The sequence below is a fragment of the Mycobacterium sp. genome (assembly GCF_032161845.1).
Classification (GTDB): Bacteria; Actinomycetota; Actinomycetes; order Mycobacteriales; family Mycobacteriaceae; genus Mycobacterium.
In genome coordinates, this window is sequence record NZ_JAVRQA010000487.1 from 1 (window position 1) to 19,890 (window position 19,890).

Here is a 19,890-nt window from a genome sequence, read left to right on the forward strand (position 1 = left end):
CCGTCTCGGATGCGGAACTTCAACTCCGAGTTGGTTTCCGGCGCGTTGTCGGGCGTGCCCTTGAGGAACCTGTTGGGCAGCGCCAGTTTTGCGATGGTCCAGAACGACTGAGAGTACTGGCGCAGGAGCGGACCCGTCGTGTACGGCAGGTCGTACTTCTCGCAGAGTGCCCTGACCCGCTCACCGATCTCCGCGTACCTGTTGCTCGGAAGGTCCGGGAACAGATGGTGCTCGATCTGGTAACAGAGGTTTCCGCTCATGAACGCCATCAGCGGTCCGGCATGAAAGTTGGCCGAGCCGAGCATCTGGCGCAGGTACCACTCGGCCTGTGTCTCCGACTCGAACTCCTCCTGGGTGAATTTCTCTGCGCCGTCCGGGAAGTGGCCGCAGAAGATCACCATGTAGGACCAGTAGTTGCGGATCAGGTTCGCCACCGCGTTGGCCCCGAGTGTGTGCTTCCACGCCGGTCCGGTGAGCGCCGGGAAGACGATGTAGTCCTTGCCGACCTGCTTGCCGACCTTCTTGCCGATGATCTTGAGGTCCTTGAGCACCTCGCCCTTCGACTTTTCCCCCTTGCGGAACTTCGTCGTCTCCAACCCGTGCGCGGCAACTCCCCACTCGAACAGCGTCCCGAGCAGGAAGTTGTAGATGGGGTTGCCGATCATCCAGCGCTCCCAGCGCTGGTCGCGGGTGAGCCGCATGATGCCGTAACCGATGTCGTCGTCCAGTCCCACGACATTGGTGTACTTGTGGTGAATGAAGTTGTGCGACTTCTTCCAATGCACGGACGGGGACGTGGTGTCCCACTCCCATTCGGTGGAGTGGATCTCGGGATCGTTCATCCAATCCCACTGACCGTGGGTGATGTTGTGCCCGAGTTCCATGTTCTCGATGATCTTGGCAAGTGCGAGCATGCCGGTGCCGACTGTCCAAGCGACCTTGTTCCGACTGCCGAACAACACAATCCGGCCACCGGCCGCGAGCCCGCGCTGCAGTTGGATGGCCCGGCGGATGTAGCGGGCGTCCCGCTCGCCGCGTGACTCCTCGATGTCGGTTCTGATTGCGTCCAGCTCGCGTCCTAGCTCCTCGACGTCCTCGGGCGTCAGGTGCGTGTACTCCTTGATGTCGGTGATAGCCATGTCGTCTCCTCTCTAGATGTTGATGGTGCAGTCGCCGGATGCGGCGGAGATGCAGGTCTGAATGCGATCGCCCTCGCCGTGCTCGTTACCTGACCGGAAGTCGCGGACGTGGCCCGATTCCAAGGGCAGGACGCAACTTTGGCAGATACCCATGCGACAGCCGAACGGCATTTGGATGCCGACTTTCTCACCGGCTTCCAGTAGCGAGGTCGCGCCGTCCACTTCGAGGGTCTTGTCCGAGAGGGCGAAGGTGACGGTGCCGCCTTCACCGCCCTTGTCGGTGCGGGCGATGACGAAGCGCTCCATGTGCAGGTGGTCTTCGGGCACGCCGGCATCGGTCCAGACCTTCTCGATCGCGTCGAGCATGGCGGGCGGCCCGCACGCCCAGGTGGGCCTCTCCTTCCAGTCCGGAACCAGGCCGTCGAGCTCCTTCTCGAAGTCGAGGTGCCCCATGTCCTCCGTCAGTTGCAACTGCAGCGCGTAGTTCGACGGGCCGCTGTCCAGCTCCTGCAGCTCGTCGTGGAAGATCACGTGCTTCGCAGACGGCGCCGAGTGGATGTGCACGATGTCGGACGTGTGTCCGCGTTGCGCCATGGCCCGCAGCATCGCCATCACGGGTGTGATGCCACTGCCCGCCGTCACCAGAAGGAGCTTGGCCGGCGGCGGGTCGGGCAGCGCGAAGTCACCCTTCGGCGTCGCGAGGCGAACGATCGTTCCTGGTTTCACCCCGTTCACCAAGTGCGTCGACAGGAAGCCCTCCGGCGTCGCCTTGACGGTGATCGAGATCAGCTTCTTGTCCCGCCGCGGGATCGAGGTCAGCGAGTACGAGCGCCAATGCCACCGGCCGTCGACGCGCAGGCCGATCCCGACGTACTGACCCGGCTGGTAGTCGCCGGTGAATCCCCACCCTGGCTTGATGATGACGGTGGCGGAGTCTTCTGTCTCCCGTTGCACGTCAACGACCTCGCCACGCAGTTCGCGGGCCGACCACAACGGGTTGAGGAGTTTCAGGTAGTCATCGGGTAGCAGCGGCGTGGTCGCCCTTGCCGCCAGGCCGCGCAATACGTTGACCTTCGGAGAGGTCGCGGTCTCGATGCCCTTGGCTGGTGCTTCGCTCCAGCGCGTGAAGTCTCGCAGTTTCAGAGCCATGGTGGACCCCCGGGACTGAACCGGTTGTTTGGTGAACGCATGTACACCGAGTACCCGACGGTGGCGCAGTTCACACCCCATCGAAGCGGCGGGGTCCGAAAAAGTTTCAGCGACGCCCTACGGCGTCTCGTCACCCTTGGCCGCGGTGATGAGGTCCGCGACGTCGACGCCTGCCGCGTGGCGAGTGGACGTCATGAAGTCGTCGATGATCTCGGCGACCTCGGTGGGCGCCTCCACGTGGGCGAAGTGCCCGACGCCGGGCAACACCTCCAGTCGGCCGCCGGGCCGGGCCGCCATGGCAGCGTGGCCGTGCTCGACCGGAATGATCTCGTCGTCCTCCCCCCAGATGGCCAGCGTCGGCAACTCGGAGCGGACATGCAGACGATTCAGAGCGCTCACCGCCTGACCGCGGTAGTCGACCACGGACCGCAGGGTGCGCAGGAACGCGTCGCGCGTTGGCCGGTCGGAGAACGACGAGTACGCCCGCCAGATTTCACTGGCGCGCGGATTGCGCATGCCCGCAGAAGAGAACCACGACCCGATCTTGTTGCCCGCCTTCAGTACCGGCGACGGCGCAATGATCGGCAGCACGAACTCGGCACCCGGCGCCGACAACAGCCGCAGGATGAATCCGACGTCGGAGCCAAGGCCACCGCTGCTGATCAGGATGAGGCGTTCGCAGTAGTCCGGGTGTTGATAGAGGAACTGCATCGCCACCCCGCCACCGAGCGAATGCCCGACGATCGTCGCCTGAGCGATACCCAACTCGTCGAGGAGGTCGCGCAGTGACACCGCGAACGCGCCGAGCGAATAGTCACCACGGGGTTTCACCGATTGGCCGTGACCGAGCAGGTCGGGCGCCACCACCCGGTAGTTCTTGGCGAGTCGGGGAATCAGCTCCCGCCACGCGTCGGAGCTGCCTGCCATGCCGTGAATGAGCAGCAACACCTCACCGCTGCCCTCGTCGCGGTAGGCGACCCGATCTCCGTGCAGCTCGAGAAACTTCACTTCGTTCATGGTCAATCTCTCCGCACTACTCGTCGGTAACTTCGACCTTGCCCGATCGAAGCAGCAACGTCAACGCGGCGTCAGCGGGCGCGCTTCGCGAGCCGCTCCGGATCCAGGATCAGGACGCTCTTGCCCTCGACGCGGATCCAGCCCCGTTGGCTGAAGTCGGCGAGCGCCTTGTTCACCGTCTCGCGCGACGCCCCGACGAGTTGGGCGATCTCTTCCTGAGTCAGGTCGTGGGTGACGCGCAGCGCGTTGCCCTCCTGCGCGCCGAAACGCTGCACCAACTGCAGCAGCTGCTTCGCGACGCGACCCGGCACGTCGGTGAAGATCAGATCGCCGAGGTTGTTGTTCGTGCGGCGCAATCGACGGGCCAGCACCCGCAGCAGCTGCTCCGCGATCTCGGGACGTCCGGCGATCCAGGCCCGCAACGCCTCCCGATCCATCGAGACCGCGCGCACCTGCGTCACCGTGGTCACGCTCGACGTCCGCGGTCCGGGATCGAAGATCGCCAACTCACCGAACATGTCCGACGGCCCAAGGATGGTGAGCAGATTCTCGCGGCCGTCAGGTGCGCTGCGAACGATCTTCACCTTGCCGGACAGGATGATGTACAACCGGTCGCCAGGTTCACCTTCGACGAAGATCGTGTGGCCCCGTGGGAAGTCCACGGGCTGCAGTTGACCGATGAGTGCGGCCACCGCGGCGGGCTCGACGCCTTGGACGATTCCTGAACGCGCGAGGATGTCTTCCACGTCGCCGGTATCGGCGATCGATTTCACGCCAGCTCCTGGCGGCGACGCGTCACAGTTTTCGCGAACATGCCTGTGAGCGTGACGGTGCCAATCCGGTTTGTAAAGACTGGCGGACAATTTGCGGCATGCACGTCCTCAGACGTCGGAAGTCGTATACCTGGTCTTCACCGGCGGCGCGGCCAACAGGGGCGGCAGATCGGTGATCTTGCCGTCCCCGGCGCGGAAGGCCCGATAGGCCTCGTCGTCGGCGACCGTCTCCCAGATCTCGTAGATGATCCAGTGCGCCGCGTCGTCCTCGTCGACGAGCACGTCGACGGTCAGCGCACCCTGAAAGGAGCGGGTCTTCTCGAGCTCACGGGCGAACACCTTGCGTGCCTCGTCGACTGATTCGGGATTGAATCTCAGCTCGAGCAGAACGGTGACGGACATGGACGATCTCCTGACGTTGATGAAGGGCGCGCAGGCGCCATCAGCCACCGTATCTGCTAGCGGTCCGCTAGTCGGCGTCGGCGACTCCCGCCAGGTCCGATTACTCCGTGTCGAGCAGCTCGAGGGCCATCTCGCGTAGTTCGACCTTCCGAACCTTCCCGGTGACCGTCATCGGGAACTCGTCGATCGTCCGCACGTAGCGCGGAATCTTCTGTCGCGCAAGCTTGTCCGCGGCGAACGCGCGCACGTCAGCCGCCGTCAACGCAGACGCGCCGTCCCGCAACACGATCCACGCCATGAGCTCCTCGCCGTACTTCTCGTCGGGAACCCCGATGACTTGGGCGTCCTGGACGTCCGGATGGGTGTAGAGGAACTCCTCGACTTCGCGAGGGTAGATGTTCTCCCCGCCGCGGATGACCATGTCCTTGCTCCGCCCGGTGATCTGGATGTAGCCGGCGTCGTCCATGACCGCCAGGTCGCCGGTGCGCATCCAGCCGTCGGCGTCGAGCACCTCCGCCGTCTTCTCGGGCTCGTCCCAGTAGCCGAGCATGACGCTGTAGCCGCGGGTGCACAGCTCTCCGACCGCACCACGGTCCACCACGTCGCCGGTGTCCGCGTCGACGATCTTGATCTCGAGGTGTGGTCCCACCCGACCGACGGTGCCGACGCGGAGTTCGATCGGATCGTCGGTGCGGGTCTGGGTCGACACCGGTGACGTCTCGGTCATGCCGTAGCAGATCGACACCTGGTCCATGTGCATCCGCGAGACGACCTGTTGCATGATCCGTTCGGGGCACGGCGATCCCGCCATGATCCCGGTCCGCAACGATGAAAGATCGAACGAGTCGAACTCGTCGAGCGCCAGTTCGGCAATGAACATCGTCGGCACCCCGTAAAGGCTCGTGCACGACTCGGCCTGGACGGCCGCCAGGGTGGCTGCGGGGTCGAAGCCCGGTGCGGGGATGACCATCGCCGAACCGTGGGTGACGCACGCGAGGTTGCCCATCACCATGCCGAAGCAGTGATAGAACGGCACCGGTATGCAGACCCGGTCGGCGTCGGTGTAGGCGAGGAGCTCGCCAACGAAGTACCCGTTGTTCAAGATGTTTTCGTGCGACAGCGTCGCACCCTTCGGCCGGCCCGTGGTGCCCGAGGTGTACTGCACGTTGATGGGGTCTCGCGGGGACAGTGCTGCGGCGATGGCATCGACGTCGGCATCGGCATCGGCATCGGCGAAGAGTTCCGAGAAGCCGTCGGTGTCGAAGAGCGCGACGCGCTCAAGACCGGGACACGACGATGCGGCGTCGGTGAGGATGCGCGCGTAGTCGGAATCCTTGAACTGCTGCGCGGCGAACACCCACCGCATGCCCGCTTGATTGATCACGAACTCGAGTTCGTGGGCGCGGTAGGCGGGGTTGATCGTGACGAGGACGACGCCGATCTCGGCGGTCGCGAACTGCACCAGCGTCCACTCCCAGCGGTTCGGTGACCACACGCCAACCCGGTCGCCCCGCTGCAGCCCGGCTGCCAGTAGACCAGATGCCAGGCGGCGAACGTCTTCGCGCAGTTGCGAATACGTCCACCGCCGACCCGCGGGCACGTCCACCAGTGCATCAGCACTTGGCCACCGCTCGGCGGCCCGGCGCAGCGCCTGCCCGATCGTGTCGGTCAGAAGGGCCGGAGTGGACTCACCGCGGGTGTGCGATGGCTGCACTGAATTCACCGTCCCGCCACTCCGATTCGATGCGCCGTCCGCTGTCGGCCGCAGCTTGCTCCCTGGCCCGCAGTTCCACCCGTCTGATCTTGCCACTGATGGTCTGGAATGCCGTGTCCTCGTTCGGTTCCCACCCGGCAGCCAAGGCCACGTAGGCCCTTTGGAACGGCGTCGAGCAGCTGGTCGCGGGCCTCACGGTAGGGGCGGTGCACAACGCCGGTCATGGCAGTTCTCTCCCTTCTGAGGCCTCGGGTATCAGGAGGCCTGAAACAGCCCGCGATTTCTCAGTTTAGAATTGGCGACCAGCGCGATGGTGGCAATCGCGGCTTTCGCCACCGCCGTCATCACGCCCCACCCGGGTGAGGACGGAGCGCGCGGGGGCGGGTCCGATCAGGTCGCCCGCCGCCGAACTCACACCTCTGGTGGGTTGACGTCGTCGAGCGAGCGGCTCCGCAACGCGATGGTGAGCTGAACGCGCGACTTCACGCCGAGCTTTCGGAAGACCGCACGTAAATGCGTGTTGACGGTGTTGGTCGAGACACCCAACTCCGCTGCCGCGGAACGGTTCGTGTGGCCCGTGCTGATCAGGTCGACGACCCGCAGTTCCGTCGGTGTCAGCGAAGCCCATCCGGTGTGCGGTCGCGGCGCGGGCTGGCTCAATCGGCTTCCTCGAATTCCCTGACTGCGAAGGAGATTCGACACGGTCCGGCTGCCGGAGGTGCAGCCGACCCGTTGGTAGATCTCGCCAGCCTCGACCAGCGTCGTGACACCTTCGTCCGTCGCACCACGGCCGAGCAGGCTGGCTCCGAGGTCCTTCAGCGCATCTGCCAGAACGACCGGCCTCGGCGACTGCCGCAGCGTGCTGACCGCGTCCGCGAGCAACGCAGGATCGTCGGCCAGCAGACCGCGGATGTGCAGCGCGGTACCTTCCAAGGTCGGAACGCCTGGATTGCGCAGTGCGACTAGGTCCGCGATGCGGGACGCCTTGAGCGCGAAGCCGCGGTCGCCCGCATCGAGGCCGATGCGCGCGAGGGTCCGCATCCACGGCGGCGACCAAGGCCACGGATCGCGCACGTCCTCGGCCTCGTCGAGCAGCGGTCCCAGAATCGCCAGGCTTGCCTCTAGGTCGCCGGCGATGGCCTTCATCCAGCCCTGCATCAGCAGCAGCCGGGGGAACCGTCGGCCCTCGAATGGTTCGTGGTCATCCTCGACGGGCATCAACCACTCTGTTGCCCTGGCGGTTTCGCCGCGGTAGGTCGCCACGGCGGCCAGCACCATCCGCGCGTTGAGACGGTAGCCGTAGTTTCCCGTCTCGTCGGCGAGCCGCAGCAGGGTGCGCGCGCCCGCCTCGGCAGCATCGAATCTGGCGAGATTGTGGTCCTGCCACATCTGCGCGTAAAGCATTGAGGGCAAGAGCTTGTCGGCGTCGTGCTGAGCGTCTTGACTCTTGGCCAGCAGCGCCTCGGCGTCGTCGTAGGCATCGAGGTGCTGAAGGGTGCGGATCTCCTCGGCCTCGTAGGCCGTGTCCGACAACCGCCGCAGATCGGCGAAGCGGTCGAGCGCGAGTCGATGCCTGCCCTCATTGCGCGCGGTCTCGATCAGAGCCACGACAGCCAACCGTTGCGAATAGACGTCGGCGATCCGCTTGCCTTCGGCGAACGCGTTGTGCGCCATGGCCTCCGCCCGTTCGGCCGACACCGTCCTCGATGCCGCCAACGCCTGTGCCGAGGACAGCTGGGCGCGAGAGACAGCCGAGACTCCGGCCCTGGCCAGCGCAGCACCGGCCCGGCGTTCCATCTGCACGCAATCACCGGTGCACCACAGCGCACGGCATGCCTGCAGCTCGATCCGCGCGATGACCTCAGGTTCTCCTGCCACCTCGAGCAGCCGATCGGCGATGGCGAGGGCTTCCCCCTCGCGCTGAACGTTCACCAGCGTCTCGACGCTGCGGGTTCCCGTCAGAAGCCACAGCGGATGAGTCTCTGATGTGAGCGAAAAGGCCTGCTGGGCCAGCTCAGCCGAGTGTTCGGGCATCGAGACCAGGCACTCGCGCGCCGCCTGTTCCAACGCCAGAATCGCTTCTTCATCGTTCCGCACGGCGCTCGCGCGGTAGTGGGTGGCCGCGGCAAGGGCCTGCCGTCCCTCCCCGACGAGATAGCGAGCGCAGGCCCGATGCAGTGCCCGGCGGTCCACCGGGGCGATGTCGGCGTACACGGCCTCGCGCACCAGGTCATGGGGAAAGAACACGTCGTGGTCGGCAGTGCCGAGGAGTCCGTTGTCGAGGCCTTCGCGGGTGAGCAGTCCCACCTGAGCCTCCGCGAGATTCCCCAGTAGGCGGCCCGCGTCGGAGACGTCCAGCCCCCGTCCCCACACGGCAGCCAGTCGCACCAGGGCCGCCGTCTGTTCCGACAATCCGTTCAGTCGCTCGCGCACGCCGACCGACAGCTCGGCATACAGGTCTCCGACCCCCTGGCCGCGTTCGCGTCGCCGGGCCAGCCCGTCGAGCACCTGGACCGCCCAGAACGGGTTCCCACCGACACCGGTCAGCAGCTTCCTGGTGTGCTCGGACGGCTCGGCGCCCAGCCGGTCCGCGGCAATGTCGTCGATGTCGCCCGGGGCCAGCGGGCCAAGCGTGATGCGCGTGATTGCGGTGACGTCGTCGGTGCCCGCGATGACCTCCTGCACGGGGCCGGTTGGGGCCCACCTGCTGGTGAGCAACCACACCACGGGAGACCCGGCCAGTCGAGAGGGCAGCACCCGTAGCGCAAACCTCGTCAGCCGGTCGGCCCACTGCACGTCGTCGACGGCGATGAGCACCGGGGTGGTCAGCGCCAACTCCTCAAGCAGCGCGCTGATCCGGTCGACCAACCACAGCGGCTTGTCGTACAGCGGCGCGAGGCTGGCGAACGCGTCACCCCGCAGCAGCGGATTGGGGCCCGATCGCAGCGACACCAGCAGCGGGGCGCCCGGGGCGATCTGGTCACCCGACTCGGCCTTGCCGCTTCCGACGGCGTATCCGGCCCGCGACGCCTGCTCGACGATCGCGCGCATCACGGCCGACTTGCCGATGCCGGGTTCGCCGCTGATCACCACCAGTGCGCCCTGCCCGGTGCTGGTCGCGCGACGCAAGGCGGTCAATGCGCGCGACATCGCGTCGCTGCGGCCCCTGAGCACCGTCTGCGCCATCAGCGTTCCGTCCCGTTGCCCCCAATCGACCGACGTCATCCACCCGAGAAGGAGAACGCCCGATTTCGGGAAAGATTCCCTGACTTGGCGTCGGGGTCAGCAACCGGGTAACCCGAATGGACGATATTGACGGCGGAGTCATGCCGGCGTCTGTCTTTCCGCCTCCCTACGCGCCGCGCGCACCTTCCGTCATCGGTACCGGGCCATCCGACGGCGGTCGAGCGCACGCGTGGCGACGACGATCCAGCTCCGAAGAGACCGTCTCACTTGCAGAGACGTACGGCGACAGCCCCTTTCGGCGAACTTTGATTCGGCCCTCACCAAAGATCGTCAATTCGTGCGATGTCCACGCGGGCGCCGCGCTGGTTGAGTCATCTACTGCTTGTGATGTTACTCGCAAGTAAGTTCCCGCTGTGGCGGCGTTCACATCTCAATACAAGGGGTTTTCATGCAAGTAGCTGCTCGTCGTCCCTACTTCGCGGCCGGCGTCGCTCTCGTCGGAGCGAGTGTCATCGCCGCGTCGGCCGTCACGCCGACACCGAAAATCGGTTTCCCCGACCTCAACCTGCCCGCCGTACACATCGCCGACGTGCACCTCTCCGCTCTGGCCAATCCGCTGGAGGCCTACGCCCAGGTGTTCTCCGCCGCGCTTGCCAACGTCAACACCCTGGTCGAGAACACCGTCCCCGGACAGCTCCTCAACCAGTTGCTCGCCAACCAGGTCAGCAGCGCCACCACCCTGCTCGACGGGCTGTCGCAGACCGGTGGCGGGGTCGCCGCCGCAGCCGGCCAGGTGCCTGCCGCGCTGGCGGCCGCGGCTAGTCAACTCGCCGCGGGCAACGTCTCCGGCGCGGTGAACGTACTCCTGGGAATCCCGCTCGCGGTGGCGGCGCCCGCGTTGAATCTGTTGCCCGTGCTCCAAACGGTGCTCACGAAACCGTTGGAGAACTTGGTGAACGTCATCAATGCGTTCACCCGTGATCCGCTCGCCACGCTGTTGGCCGTCAGCGGCTTCGTCGCACCATTGATCAGCGCTCCCGCGGCCGCCGCGGCAGCCATTCAGAACGTGCTCAACGCCGTCGGTACCGGCGACCTGGGGGCGGTGGCGAACGCGATCATCTCTGCCCCCGCCACCATCGCCGATGGCGTTCTCAACGGCGGCTACGGGCCCGACCTCGGACCGCTGGCTGGCATCCCGGCCGGGTCGGGCATCACCGTCACCGCCGGTGGGCTGCTCAGTTCGGGCGGGGGTGCGTTCGATCCCGTGAGCGGCAACTTCGTCATCAACACCGGCGGCCCGCTCTACGCCTTGCAGCAGGTGCTCAAGTTGATCACCGACGCGATCACACCGCCTGCCGCACCAGTGGCTGCCACGGCGGCCATCGCCAGCCTCCCGGCAACCGCGGCGGCGACCGTCACGCTCACGACCGCGGCGGCCACCGCCCCGACGAAGACGCCGGCCGCCACCGACGCGACGGACGCCACGGCGGCGAAGCCCGCCACCGAGCCAGCCACGCAGAAGCCGGCTGGCACCGGGGACACGTCCACCACGAAGGTCGCGGACGAATCTGCCAGCACCACAACGGATTCAGCCACAACGGATTCGGCCACCAAGGATCAGCCCACGAAGACGGCGGACACGTCACCCGGCAAGAAGCCGACGGACTCGGACGTTGACGTGAAGACCGGAAACAAGGTCGAGCCGAAGACCGAAGCGGGATCGGACGCACCGAAGTCGGGTGGATCCACCACCTCGGCCGCTGACAAGGATGCGGGGTCGGCCACGCAGTCGAGTTCAGCCACGTCATCCACGGGTACCGCTGACAAGGATTCCGACAAGGGCGCCAGTGCCGCGTCGAAGAGCAGTTCTTCGTAGGTAGCACTCGAGACATTCGTAGGTAGCACTCGAGACAGGGGTCCCCTCCATCGCGGCGATGGAGGGGACCTCGTCGTCGAGGCCGCTTTGCTTCGCGGGGGGAGCGACGGCAGTTTCCAGGGCGGCGGAACTGACGCCTTGGGCAAATAAAGGGCCTACCGTTGCGCCGGTGGGCGTCCAAGAGCGGCGCCAACGTCGAAAGGCCAGCCGTGACTGACAAGCCGAACATTCTGATCATCTGGGGCGACGACATCGGCCAGAGCAATCTGAGCTGCTACAGCGATGGCGTGATGGGCTACCGCACCAAGAACATCGACCGCATCGCCGCCGAGGGCGCCCGCTTCACCGACTACTACGGCGAGCAGAGCTGCACCGCGGGCCGCGCCGCGTTCATCACCGGCCAGAACCCGTACCGCACGGGCATGACCAAGGTGGGCATGCCTGGCGCGACACTCGGCCTGCAGGCGGAGGACCCGACCATTGCGACCGCGCTCAAGGCGCAGGGCTACGCCACCGGTCAGTTCGGCAAGAACCACCTAGGCGACCGCGACGAGTTCCTCCCGACCGCGCACGGCTTCGACGAGTTCTTTGGCAACCTGTACCACCTCAACGCCGAGGAAGAACCCGAGAACGTCGACTATCCGAAGGATCCCGAGTTCCGGAAGAAGTTCGGCCCCCGTGGCGTCATGCACACGTGGGCCAACGGCGACGGGACCCAGCGCATCGAGGACACCGGCCCGCTCACCAAGAAGCGCATGGAGACCTGCGACGAGGAATTCCGCGATGCGGCAATCGACTTCATCAAGCGCCAGCACGAGGCGGAGACCCCGTTCTTCGTGTGGTTCAACTCCACGCACATGCACTTCCGCACCCATCCCAAGCCCGAGAGCATCGGACGGGCAGGCCAGTGGCAGTCCGAGTACCACGACACCATGCTCGACCACGACGACATCGTGGGAGAGCTGCTCGACACCCTCGACGAGCTTGGCATCGCCGACGACACCATCGTCATGTACTCCACCGACAACGGCCCCCACATGAACAGCTGGCCCGATGCGGGCATGACGCCGTTCCGCAACGAGAAGAACTCGAACTGGGAGGGCGCCTACCGGGTTCCGGCCGTGGTGCGCTGGCCGGGACACATTCCTGCGGGCACCGTGTTGAACGGGATCGTCAGCCACAACGACTGGTTCGTCACCCTGCTCGCCGCGGCCGGTGAACCCGACATCGCCGAAAAGCTCCGCAAGGGTGGCGAATTGAACGGCACCACGTACAAGGTGCACCTCGACGGGCACAACCAGCTGGACTACCTCACCGGTGCGGCCGAGGAGAGTCCGCGCAAGCACTTCTTCTATGTCTCCGACGACGGCGACCTGACCGGGCTGCGGTATGACAACTGGAAGATCGTGTTCATGGAGCAGCGCGCCCAGGGCACGCTGAAGATCTGGTTGGAGCCCTACGTCGTGCTGCGCGGCCCGAAGCTGTTCAACCTGAGGACCGACCCGTACGAGCGGGCCGACATCACCTCGAACACGTACTACGACTGGATGCTCGAGCGGGTGTTCGTGTTCACCCCTGCGCAGGCCTACGTCGCGAACATGCTCCAGACCCTCATCGAGTTCCCTCAGCGGCAGAAGTCGGCCAGCTTCAACCTCGAGCAGGTGATGGAGAAGCTGCAGACGGGCATCCCCGACTCCTGATCCGCGCATTGGAGAGACGATTACGCTCGACGGATGGCAGCACCCAGTCGCACCACGGCCGAGTTGATCGTCGAATGCCTGGAGAACGAAGGCGTCACCCACGTCTTCGGCATCCCCGGTGAAGAGAACATCAGGTTGGTCGACGCCCTGTCGCGGTCGTCGATCGAATACGTGCTCACCCGCCACGAGCAGGGCGCGTCGTTCATGGCCGAGGTCTACGGCCGGCTGACGGGTAAGGCAGGCGTGTGTTCGGCGACGCTGGGACCCGGCGCCATCAACCTGCTACTCGGGGTCGCCGACGCCATCACGAATTCGACTCCCCTGGTGGCACTCTCGGCGCAGGTGGGCATGCGACGCAGTTACAAGGAGTCGCATCAGGGCGTCGACCTGGTGTCGATGTTCGCGCCGGTGACGAAGTGGTCAGCACTCGTCGCGACTCCTGGCGCAGTGCCCGAAATGGTCCGCAAGGCCTTCAAGCTCGCCCAGACCGAGCGGCCGGGCGCCGTCTACCTTGCCGTGCCAGAGGACGTCGAGTCGGCGGATGCCCCAGAAACGTCCGTTCCGCTGCGGGTCAACGTTCCGCGCCCCGACGATCCATCGGTCGCGCAGATCGAACGGGCCGCCGAAATCCTGCGCGCCGCGCACAACCCGGTGGTGCTGGCCGGTCACGGTGCCGCCAGGACCGACGCGTCCGATGCGGTGCGCCGATTCGCCGAGACGCTTGGCATCCCCGTCGCCACGACGTTTCATGGCAAGGGCGTCATGCCCGACGACCATCCGTTGGCGCTCGGCGCGGTCGGGTTCATGCGGCACGACTACGTGAACTTCGGGTTCGATCAGGCCGACGTCATCGTGGCTGCTGGCTACGAGCTTCAGGAGTTCGATCCCATTCGCATCAACCCGCGCGGTGAGACGAAGATCATCCACATCCACCGCTTCCCGGCCGAGGTCGACGCCCACTACGACGTCGCCGTGGGCTTGCACGCCGACATCGGGCGTTGCCTCGACGAACTCGCCGCCGCCGTGGAACGCGACCATCCGCCCGCGTCGGGCCAGGAACGAATCAGGGAACTCCTGACCAAGGAATTGGACGGCGGTCGGGCCGACGACAGGTTTCCGCTGGCGCCGGCGCGCATCGTCGCCGACACCAGGGCGGCCATGGCCCGCGACGACATCGTGCTCGTCGATACCGGGGCTCTGAAGATGTGGATGGCGCGGCTTTATCCGACCTACGAACCCAACACGTGCCTGATCTCCAATGGTCTGTCCACGATGGCGTGGACCCTTCCCGGGGCGATCGCCGCCAAGATCGCCCGGCCCGCCGCCAAGGTACTGGTGGCCACTGGCGACGGGTCGTTCCTGATGAACTCGCAGGAGATCGAGACCGCGCTCCGCATCGGTACCCCGATGGTGATCCTCATCTGGGTGGACGACGCGTACGGGCTGATCAGCTGGAAGATGGACCTGGAGATCGGCCACAACGTCGACACCAGGTTCAACAATCCGGACTTCGTCGCCTACGCGGAGAGTTTCGGCGCGAAGGGGTACCGCATCTCCTCGGCCGACGAGTTGCTCCCCACCCTGCGCGAAGCGTTGGCGGCCGACACCGTCAGCGTCGTCGCCTGTCCGGTCGACTACAGCGTCAACAGCGCCCTCATCGAGTCGCTTGGCGAACTGGACGAGTCCTGGTCGTGATGCTCTTCACCACGTAGCAGACGGCGCTGATCAGGTAGAAGCCCGCCGTGAGCAAGAGCCAGCGGTTCAGGAACGGCTCCTGAGTGAGGCCCGTCGCCGCCGTGTAGGTGAAGGCGCCCTGCCGGATGATCCCTGGAAAGAACAGCGCGAACGTCAAAGCCGTTGCCAGCGTGGGCATCCGCAGATAGTTCGTCAGCGGCACCCGGCGCGGGTCCGCCGGTGTCGCGTCCCGGCGCCGCTTGGGTAGCAATCGCTCGGCCAGCGCGTAGAGCGGGAACAGGATCAGGTCGTGGCCGATCACGGCGACCGCGAACCAGACGGCGATCGATTGCCACCAGACCTTGGGGTTGAACAGGTTCTGCACCCCGAGCACCGAGATGGCGTAGGCAACGAGCGCGATGGCGCCGAGCAACACGATTAGGTGCAACAGGTTCTCGCCGTACAGCCTCTTCAACGTCGCGATCATCACACCTCCCGAAAGTCGATGGACGCAACCCACTTCGTGCAGTGCACCCCCGGGAGGGCGGGCACGATGATGCGCGCCGGGTAGCCGTGGTCCAGCGATAGGTCGGCGCCGTTGACCCGAAGGGCAAGCAGCGCATCGGGACTGAGCACCTGATTGCGCTGCAACCTGGCGTGGTTGAACGCGCCGAACCTCTCCAACGACGAGACGACCGCGGAACCGGGCGTGGGTCGCCCCGCGGCGACGGCGAGGTCGGCCAGCCGGACTCCGCTCCACGTCTCGACCGTCGACCATCCCTCGACGCAGGCGAGCGGCAGGTCCACCGTGTGTTGTGGCATCGCGGCAAGCATGGCGCGGTCGAGCATCAGCGGCTGCGGACCGCCGAGCAGTTGTAAACGCCAGCGCTCGCCGGTCAGGGCCGGATCGATCCGGGCCGCCCATGCCGTCCGGTTGATTTGAAAGTCATTGGCTCCGTTGCCGTAGCTGCGCCCGCGCGGAAGCAGGACCGCCAGGTGCCTGGTCCAACCACCGATGGTCTGGCCGGCCGTCAACACCCCGACCAGTAGCGCACCACCACCCACGGCGGCCAGGATCCCGCGCCGACTCAACGTTGGCGGGTCGGGATCCCGCGCAACAAGGCCATCCTCGTCGAGTGGCTCCGCCACGGTGTCGGCCCGTGAGGTCCGCAGAACGCCGACGAATGAGCGCGACCGCAGGCTGCGAATCATGGTCGGCAACTTGATGGCGACGTGTGCGACGAAGCCAGCGATGAATACCCACGCGCCGAAGTAGTGCGCGGTGTAGAAGCTGAACCCGAAGATGTAGTCGTACTGAATGTTCAGCACGCCGGTGACGATCTCGAACAGCACGCCGCCGACGATCATCAGCAGCGAGACGCGCTCGAGTACGTTGGCCACCGAGCGGGCGGGCGGCCAGGTGAACAGCCTGGGAATCACCGACCAGAGCTTGGCCAGCACGACCGGAATCATGATCAGCCCGAGGCCGACGTGGAGGCCCTGGTTCAAGCGGTACAACCACTTCGGGCTGGTTGGCCAGTCGAACGACGGCAGCTTCAGCCATCCGACGTGCCCGGGGATGGCCATGCCGAACTTGGGCCCGTAGGCGATGTAGGACAGCAGCCCCGTGACGATGACGATCGGTAGCACGACCAGCAACACCGCCCCGAAGACGGACGTCAGCCACGGGCCCCGCAGCGGGCTTCGCCACCGAATCCGCGACAGACCTGGTGGCGGGTGGTTCTCGAGGGTCCGCCACAGCACCGCCGGAAACCCGTGCCGCGGGGATTGATCGGGATCGTCGTCCACGTGTATCCATTCGTTGCGGGCCGAGGAGCGGATGAGGGCCAGGTGGCTAGGTGATCAAGTGTCCAAGTGTCCTCCCGTCGCCGATGCGTTACGTGGGATCCGCGGCTACCTCCCCGGCCACCGTCGCCAGGATGCCGAGGACGGCTGCGACGGCGGGTCTGGCAGCGGCTCCGGCACGGGTGACGGCTTCGACGCGACGGGCCGCCCGCACGCCGCCGAGGGGTTTGCGGACGACGTTGCGGACCACTACGGCGTAACGCGGCATCAGCGCCACCCCGACACCGGCGAGCACCAGTTCCTCGACGACGCGGAAGTCGTTGACGCGTTGTACTATTCGCGGCTGCACACCGGAGATCGCGGCCAGCGAACGCAAGACGTCGTCGACGACGAGGCCACCCTCGACGCCGATCCACGATTCGTCGGCAAGTTCACGGAGCGCGACCTTGCCGCGACCGGCGAGGCGATGGTCGGGCGGGAGTAGAACGTCGAAGGGTTCGCGCAACAGGACGGTCGTGTCGGCCCGTGGGCTCGGCTCGGTGGTGTCGCGGTCGTCGCGGTGCACGACGACGACGTCGAAGTCGGCCAGCAGCGCGGGCGCGTTGGCCGCGGGCTGGTCGATGTCGCGGCCGAGGACCTCGACGCCGATCGCGGCCGCGCGAGTAATCAAGCCCGCCAACAGCATTGCCGCCCCCGACGGGAACATTGCCACCCGGACACTGCCGCGCGGCGTGGTGCGGTAGCCGTCCATGTCGGCGTGGGCGCGGTCCAGCGCGGCGAGCACCTCGTCGGTCCTCGCCACCAGGACCCGGCCCGCGTCGGTCAGCCGGACACGCCGACCGTCGGGCTCGAGCAACGTCACCCCTGCCTCGCGCTGCAGGATCTTGAGCTGCTGAGACACCGCGGACGGGGTGAGGGACATCGCCCGCGCGGCGGCGTTGACGGTGCCGCGCTCGGCAAGTTCCCGGAGCAACCGCAACCGTTCGACGTCCATGTAGAGATTCTAATCATTAGCCGAAGAATGTTTCGCTTGTCTAAGCTGACCGCGTTGGTGACCATGGACGCCGTGAGCCACCTCCTCGATCCTCGACACAGCCGGCGCAATGTCGACTTGGCCCTGCTGGCCGTGGCCGTCGCGTGGGGTTCGAGCTACCTGGCCGCCAAGGACGCCGTCCCCGCCGGCGGCGTGTTCGCCTTCCTGGTACTCAGATTCACGCTCGCCGCGCTGGGTCTGGCCATCGTCTTGGCGCCGCGACTTCGTGGGCTGACGCGCACCGAACTGGGTGCAGGTTCGTCATTCGGCGCGATTCTCAGTGTGGTCCTCTTGCTCGAGACGTTCGGGGTGACGAAGACCTCCGCGGCCAATGCCGGACTGATCATCTCGCTGACGATCGTCGTGACTCCCCTGCTGGAGCAGCGGGTGCGGGCCACCCGACTGCCACGCACGTTCTACGTGGCCGCGGCGGTGACCGTCGCCGGGATCGTCGCCCTGACCCAGAACACCGGGTTCGCGGCACCGAGCCTCGGCGATCTCCTGATCCTCTTCGCAGCCGTGGCGAGGTCCGTGCACGTCACCGTGATCGCACACGTCTCCAAGGACCGCGTGCTCGATTCGGGGCGGGTGACGCTGGTCCAGCTCGCCACCGCGCTGCTCGTCTTCCTGATCCTTTCGTCGTTCATCGGCCGCGGAGTCGGAGAGGTCGCGACTCAGATGACCATCCGCTCTTGGCTGCTCACTCTGTATTTGGCGCTGGTGTGCACGGTGTTCGCGTTCGTCGTGCAGATCTGGGCCGCAGGCCGGACGTCAGCGGCCCGGATGAGTCTGCTGCTGGGCACCGAGCCGTTGTGGGCTGCCGCGGTCGGGGTACTGCTGGCAGGCGGACCGGTGACCATCGTCGGCGCCGCTGGCGCCCTGATGATCCTGGTGGGCACCAACCTGGCTCGAACGATCGACGGTCAGGCCGACCGTCGCGAAGCGGCAGCGGCGATGAGATCAACTGCAGCACAAAGTCTTTCGTCGAGCTCGCCACCCGCCGCGGCCACCACGAGGATCGCCGCAGCCGCGCGCTCAGCCGGGCCACCCGACGCCGGGGGGCGGCCCTCGGCTGCGGCCAGCACACCGAGTTCGTCGAGCTCGATCAACTCGGCGTCGATCTCCAGTCCTTGGAGGCCTACCCGCAGTTGAGCGGCTGCACCGGGATGGCCCTTGAGCCGTCGTCGTACCGATCGCAGCGGACGCACCACGTCACGATGCCAGGCGCCGACCCGGTCCACCGCCCCGGCAAGTCCGACATCGGTGAGCGTTTCGGCGCGGACTGCACCGAGGTACGCCGCGAACAACACCACGTTCACGTCGACGTCGAGGCGGTCCTGCAGCGTTAGGCAGGCGTCGGAGACTCCCGCCTCGGCGTACACCGCCATGGCGAAATCGCGGAGTGTTGGCACTGTTTCGGCCCGGGGGTTCGTCGGAGGCCTACTTCGCGGTGAGCATGGCGTACTGGGCGGAGAGCTGCTGGTGGGTGTCGGCCAGTTGCTCGCTGCGGGCTTCGATCGCATACACGCCGGCGGGCGCCACGCAATAGAACGCCTTCGGAATCGCATAGCAATGGCTGTCGGGCAGCGCCGCGACGGGATCGGCGGGGGCCATCCCCTCCGTGGAGACCTCTTGACTGAACCCGTTGCTCACCATGAGCGCGGCGCCTTCGTTCTTGGTCTTGTAGACGTTCGTGCCCCCCACCGCGATTTGAGTCGTCCCGGTGTCCTTGAACAGCGTCGCCGCGCCGAGCGGATTGCTCTGGAAGTGCTCGGCCCCACGCGCCGCATAGACCGCGTTCTTCGCAGGATCGTTGGTACTGGCGGGCAGGGTTCTGGCCAGCAGGCCGGTCGGATCGAGCGGAACCGCCGCGAGATCGGCGGCGGGCGTGAACTCGTCGATCAGCGGACCCTGCGCGTCGATCGCCTTGGCGACCAACGCCGTGGCCCGATCCAGGCCGTCGACCGATTGAACGAACTGCATGAATACGTACGGGCCGTGGGGGGTGAACGAACGCACGGTCGCCCGAGCCTGATCGGATCCGCTCGGTGTGAAGGGATAGGTGGTGGCAACGGCCTCGGGATGACCCGGGATGGATACCGCCGTCGGAGCGATGCCCTTGATGGCCTGCTTCGCCGACGCGTCGTCCATCGCCTTGGCCGCCTCGACTGCGGCGGCGGGATCGGCGAAGCGAAGCACCGTGTTCACCATCGCGGTCTTGTCCTTCTCCTGCCGCGCTGAGGCAAAGCCGTTGACCAGACCGTGCTGATCCGCAGCTGCGCCAATGTCGGCCGGACCCAACTGTCGCAAGACGGTGCCCGTGCCGATCACGTAGAAGCTGTTGAGATAGGTGTCGATGAGATTCTCGTCGACCTCCCACGGACCGAGCACGAAGTCGGCAAGGTGCTGCGCGTCGGAGAT

16 protein-coding genes and 1 pseudogene are annotated in these 19,890 nt (G+C 66.3%); 4 read left to right on the forward strand and 13 right to left on the reverse strand.

Features of this window, described 5'->3' with window-relative positions; genetic code table 11:
• The 8 genes from QOD90_RS26490 to QOD90_RS26525 all read right to left on the reverse strand — a co-directional run.
• A partial coding sequence (locus QOD90_RS26490) for a fatty acid desaturase family protein (protein WP_526354676.1) occupies nt 1–1,139 on the reverse strand: 1,139 nt, incomplete at its 3' end.
• Between the two features lie 12 nt (nt 1,140–1,151).
• The gene (locus tag QOD90_RS26495) at nt 1,152–2,288 is read right to left on the reverse strand and encodes a ferredoxin reductase (RefSeq protein ID WP_526354678.1); all 1,137 of its coding nucleotides are present in this window, start codon (nt 2,286–2,288) and stop codon (nt 1,152–1,154) included.
• A 117-nt stretch (nt 2,289–2,405) separates the two neighbouring features.
• On the reverse strand, nt 2,406–3,305 hold the full coding sequence (locus tag QOD90_RS26500) for an alpha/beta fold hydrolase (protein WP_526354680.1): 900 nt from the start codon (nt 3,303–3,305) through the stop codon (nt 2,406–2,408).
• A gap of 71 nt (nt 3,306–3,376) precedes the next feature.
• The gene (locus QOD90_RS26505; protein ID WP_526354700.1) at nt 3,377–4,051 is read right to left on the reverse strand and encodes a Crp/Fnr family transcriptional regulator; all 675 of its coding nucleotides are present in this window, start codon (nt 4,049–4,051) and stop codon (nt 3,377–3,379) included.
• A 135-nt stretch (nt 4,052–4,186) separates the two neighbouring features.
• Nucleotides 4,187–4,480, reverse strand: a complete 294-nt coding sequence (locus tag QOD90_RS26510) for a putative quinol monooxygenase (RefSeq protein ID WP_526354682.1) — start codon at nt 4,478–4,480, stop codon at nt 4,187–4,189.
• A gap of 100 nt (nt 4,481–4,580) precedes the next feature.
• Nucleotides 4,581–6,194, reverse strand: coding sequence for an AMP-binding protein (locus QOD90_RS26515; protein WP_526354684.1), 1,614 nt, complete (start codon nt 6,192–6,194; stop codon nt 4,581–4,583).
• Entirely contained in the window at nt 6,169–6,390 is a 222-nt protein-coding gene (locus QOD90_RS26520) for a hypothetical protein (protein ID WP_526354686.1), read from the reverse strand. Before QOD90_RS26520 ends, QOD90_RS26515 begins: the two co-directional genes overlap by 26 nt.
• 215 nt (nt 6,391–6,605) lie before the next feature.
• A complete protein-coding gene (locus tag QOD90_RS26525) occupies nt 6,606–9,419 on the reverse strand; it encodes a helix-turn-helix transcriptional regulator (protein WP_526354688.1) in 2,814 nt (937 codons plus the stop codon).
• A 409-nt stretch (nt 9,420–9,828) separates the two neighbouring features.
• Here QOD90_RS26525 and QOD90_RS26530 point away from each other — a divergent pair, with 409 nt between their 5' ends.
• The 3 genes from QOD90_RS26530 to QOD90_RS26540 all read left to right on the forward strand — a co-directional run bounded on the left by QOD90_RS26530 (nt 9,829) and on the right by QOD90_RS26540 (nt 14,651).
• Complete coding sequence (locus tag QOD90_RS26530) at nt 9,829–11,256, forward strand: hypothetical protein (protein WP_526354690.1); 1,428 nt, start codon at nt 9,829–9,831, stop codon at nt 11,254–11,256.
• Between the two features lie 209 nt (nt 11,257–11,465).
• On the forward strand, nt 11,466–12,956 hold the full coding sequence (locus tag QOD90_RS26535; protein WP_526354692.1) for an arylsulfatase: 1,491 nt from the start codon (nt 11,466–11,468) through the stop codon (nt 12,954–12,956).
• 33 nt (nt 12,957–12,989) lie between these two features.
• Entirely contained in the window at nt 12,990–14,651 is a 1,662-nt protein-coding gene (locus QOD90_RS26540; RefSeq protein WP_526354694.1) for an acetolactate synthase large subunit, read from the forward strand.
• On the opposite strand, the gene QOD90_RS26545 is transcribed toward QOD90_RS26540, so the two are convergent.
• From QOD90_RS26545 to QOD90_RS26555, 3 genes are all read right to left on the reverse strand, one after another.
• On the reverse strand, nt 14,611–15,114 hold the full coding sequence (locus QOD90_RS26545; protein ID WP_526354702.1) for a hypothetical protein: 504 nt from the start codon (nt 15,112–15,114) through the stop codon (nt 14,611–14,613). The genes QOD90_RS26540 and QOD90_RS26545 overlap by 41 nt on opposite strands.
• A gap of 2 nt (nt 15,115–15,116) precedes the next feature.
• Nucleotides 15,117–16,394, reverse strand: coding sequence for a molybdopterin-dependent oxidoreductase (locus QOD90_RS26550; RefSeq protein ID WP_526354704.1), 1,278 nt, complete (start codon nt 16,392–16,394; stop codon nt 15,117–15,119).
• Between the two features lie 133 nt (nt 16,395–16,527).
• Complete coding sequence (locus QOD90_RS26555; protein WP_526354696.1) at nt 16,528–17,430, reverse strand: LysR family transcriptional regulator; 903 nt, start codon at nt 17,428–17,430, stop codon at nt 16,528–16,530.
• A 63-nt stretch (nt 17,431–17,493) separates the two neighbouring features.
• Here QOD90_RS26555 and QOD90_RS26560 point away from each other — a divergent pair, with 63 nt between their 5' ends.
• The gene (locus tag QOD90_RS26560) at nt 17,494–18,621 is read left to right on the forward strand and encodes an EamA family transporter (RefSeq protein WP_526354706.1); all 1,128 of its coding nucleotides are present in this window, start codon (nt 17,494–17,496) and stop codon (nt 18,619–18,621) included.
• Here the strand turns inward: QOD90_RS26560 and QOD90_RS26565 are convergent.
• Both QOD90_RS26565 and QOD90_RS26570 read right to left on the reverse strand, forming a co-directional pair.
• Nucleotides 18,618–18,992 (reverse strand): annotated as a pseudogene (locus QOD90_RS26565) (TIGR02444 family protein); the annotation flags it as partial. The gene QOD90_RS26560 and the pseudogene QOD90_RS26565 sit on opposite strands and share 4 nt — an antisense overlap.
• Nucleotides 18,910–19,890, reverse strand: a 981-nt coding sequence (locus tag QOD90_RS26570; protein WP_526354698.1) for a DUF7373 family lipoprotein, incomplete at its 5' end; no start/stop codon positions are given. The gene QOD90_RS26570 and the pseudogene QOD90_RS26565, both read right to left, overlap by 83 nt.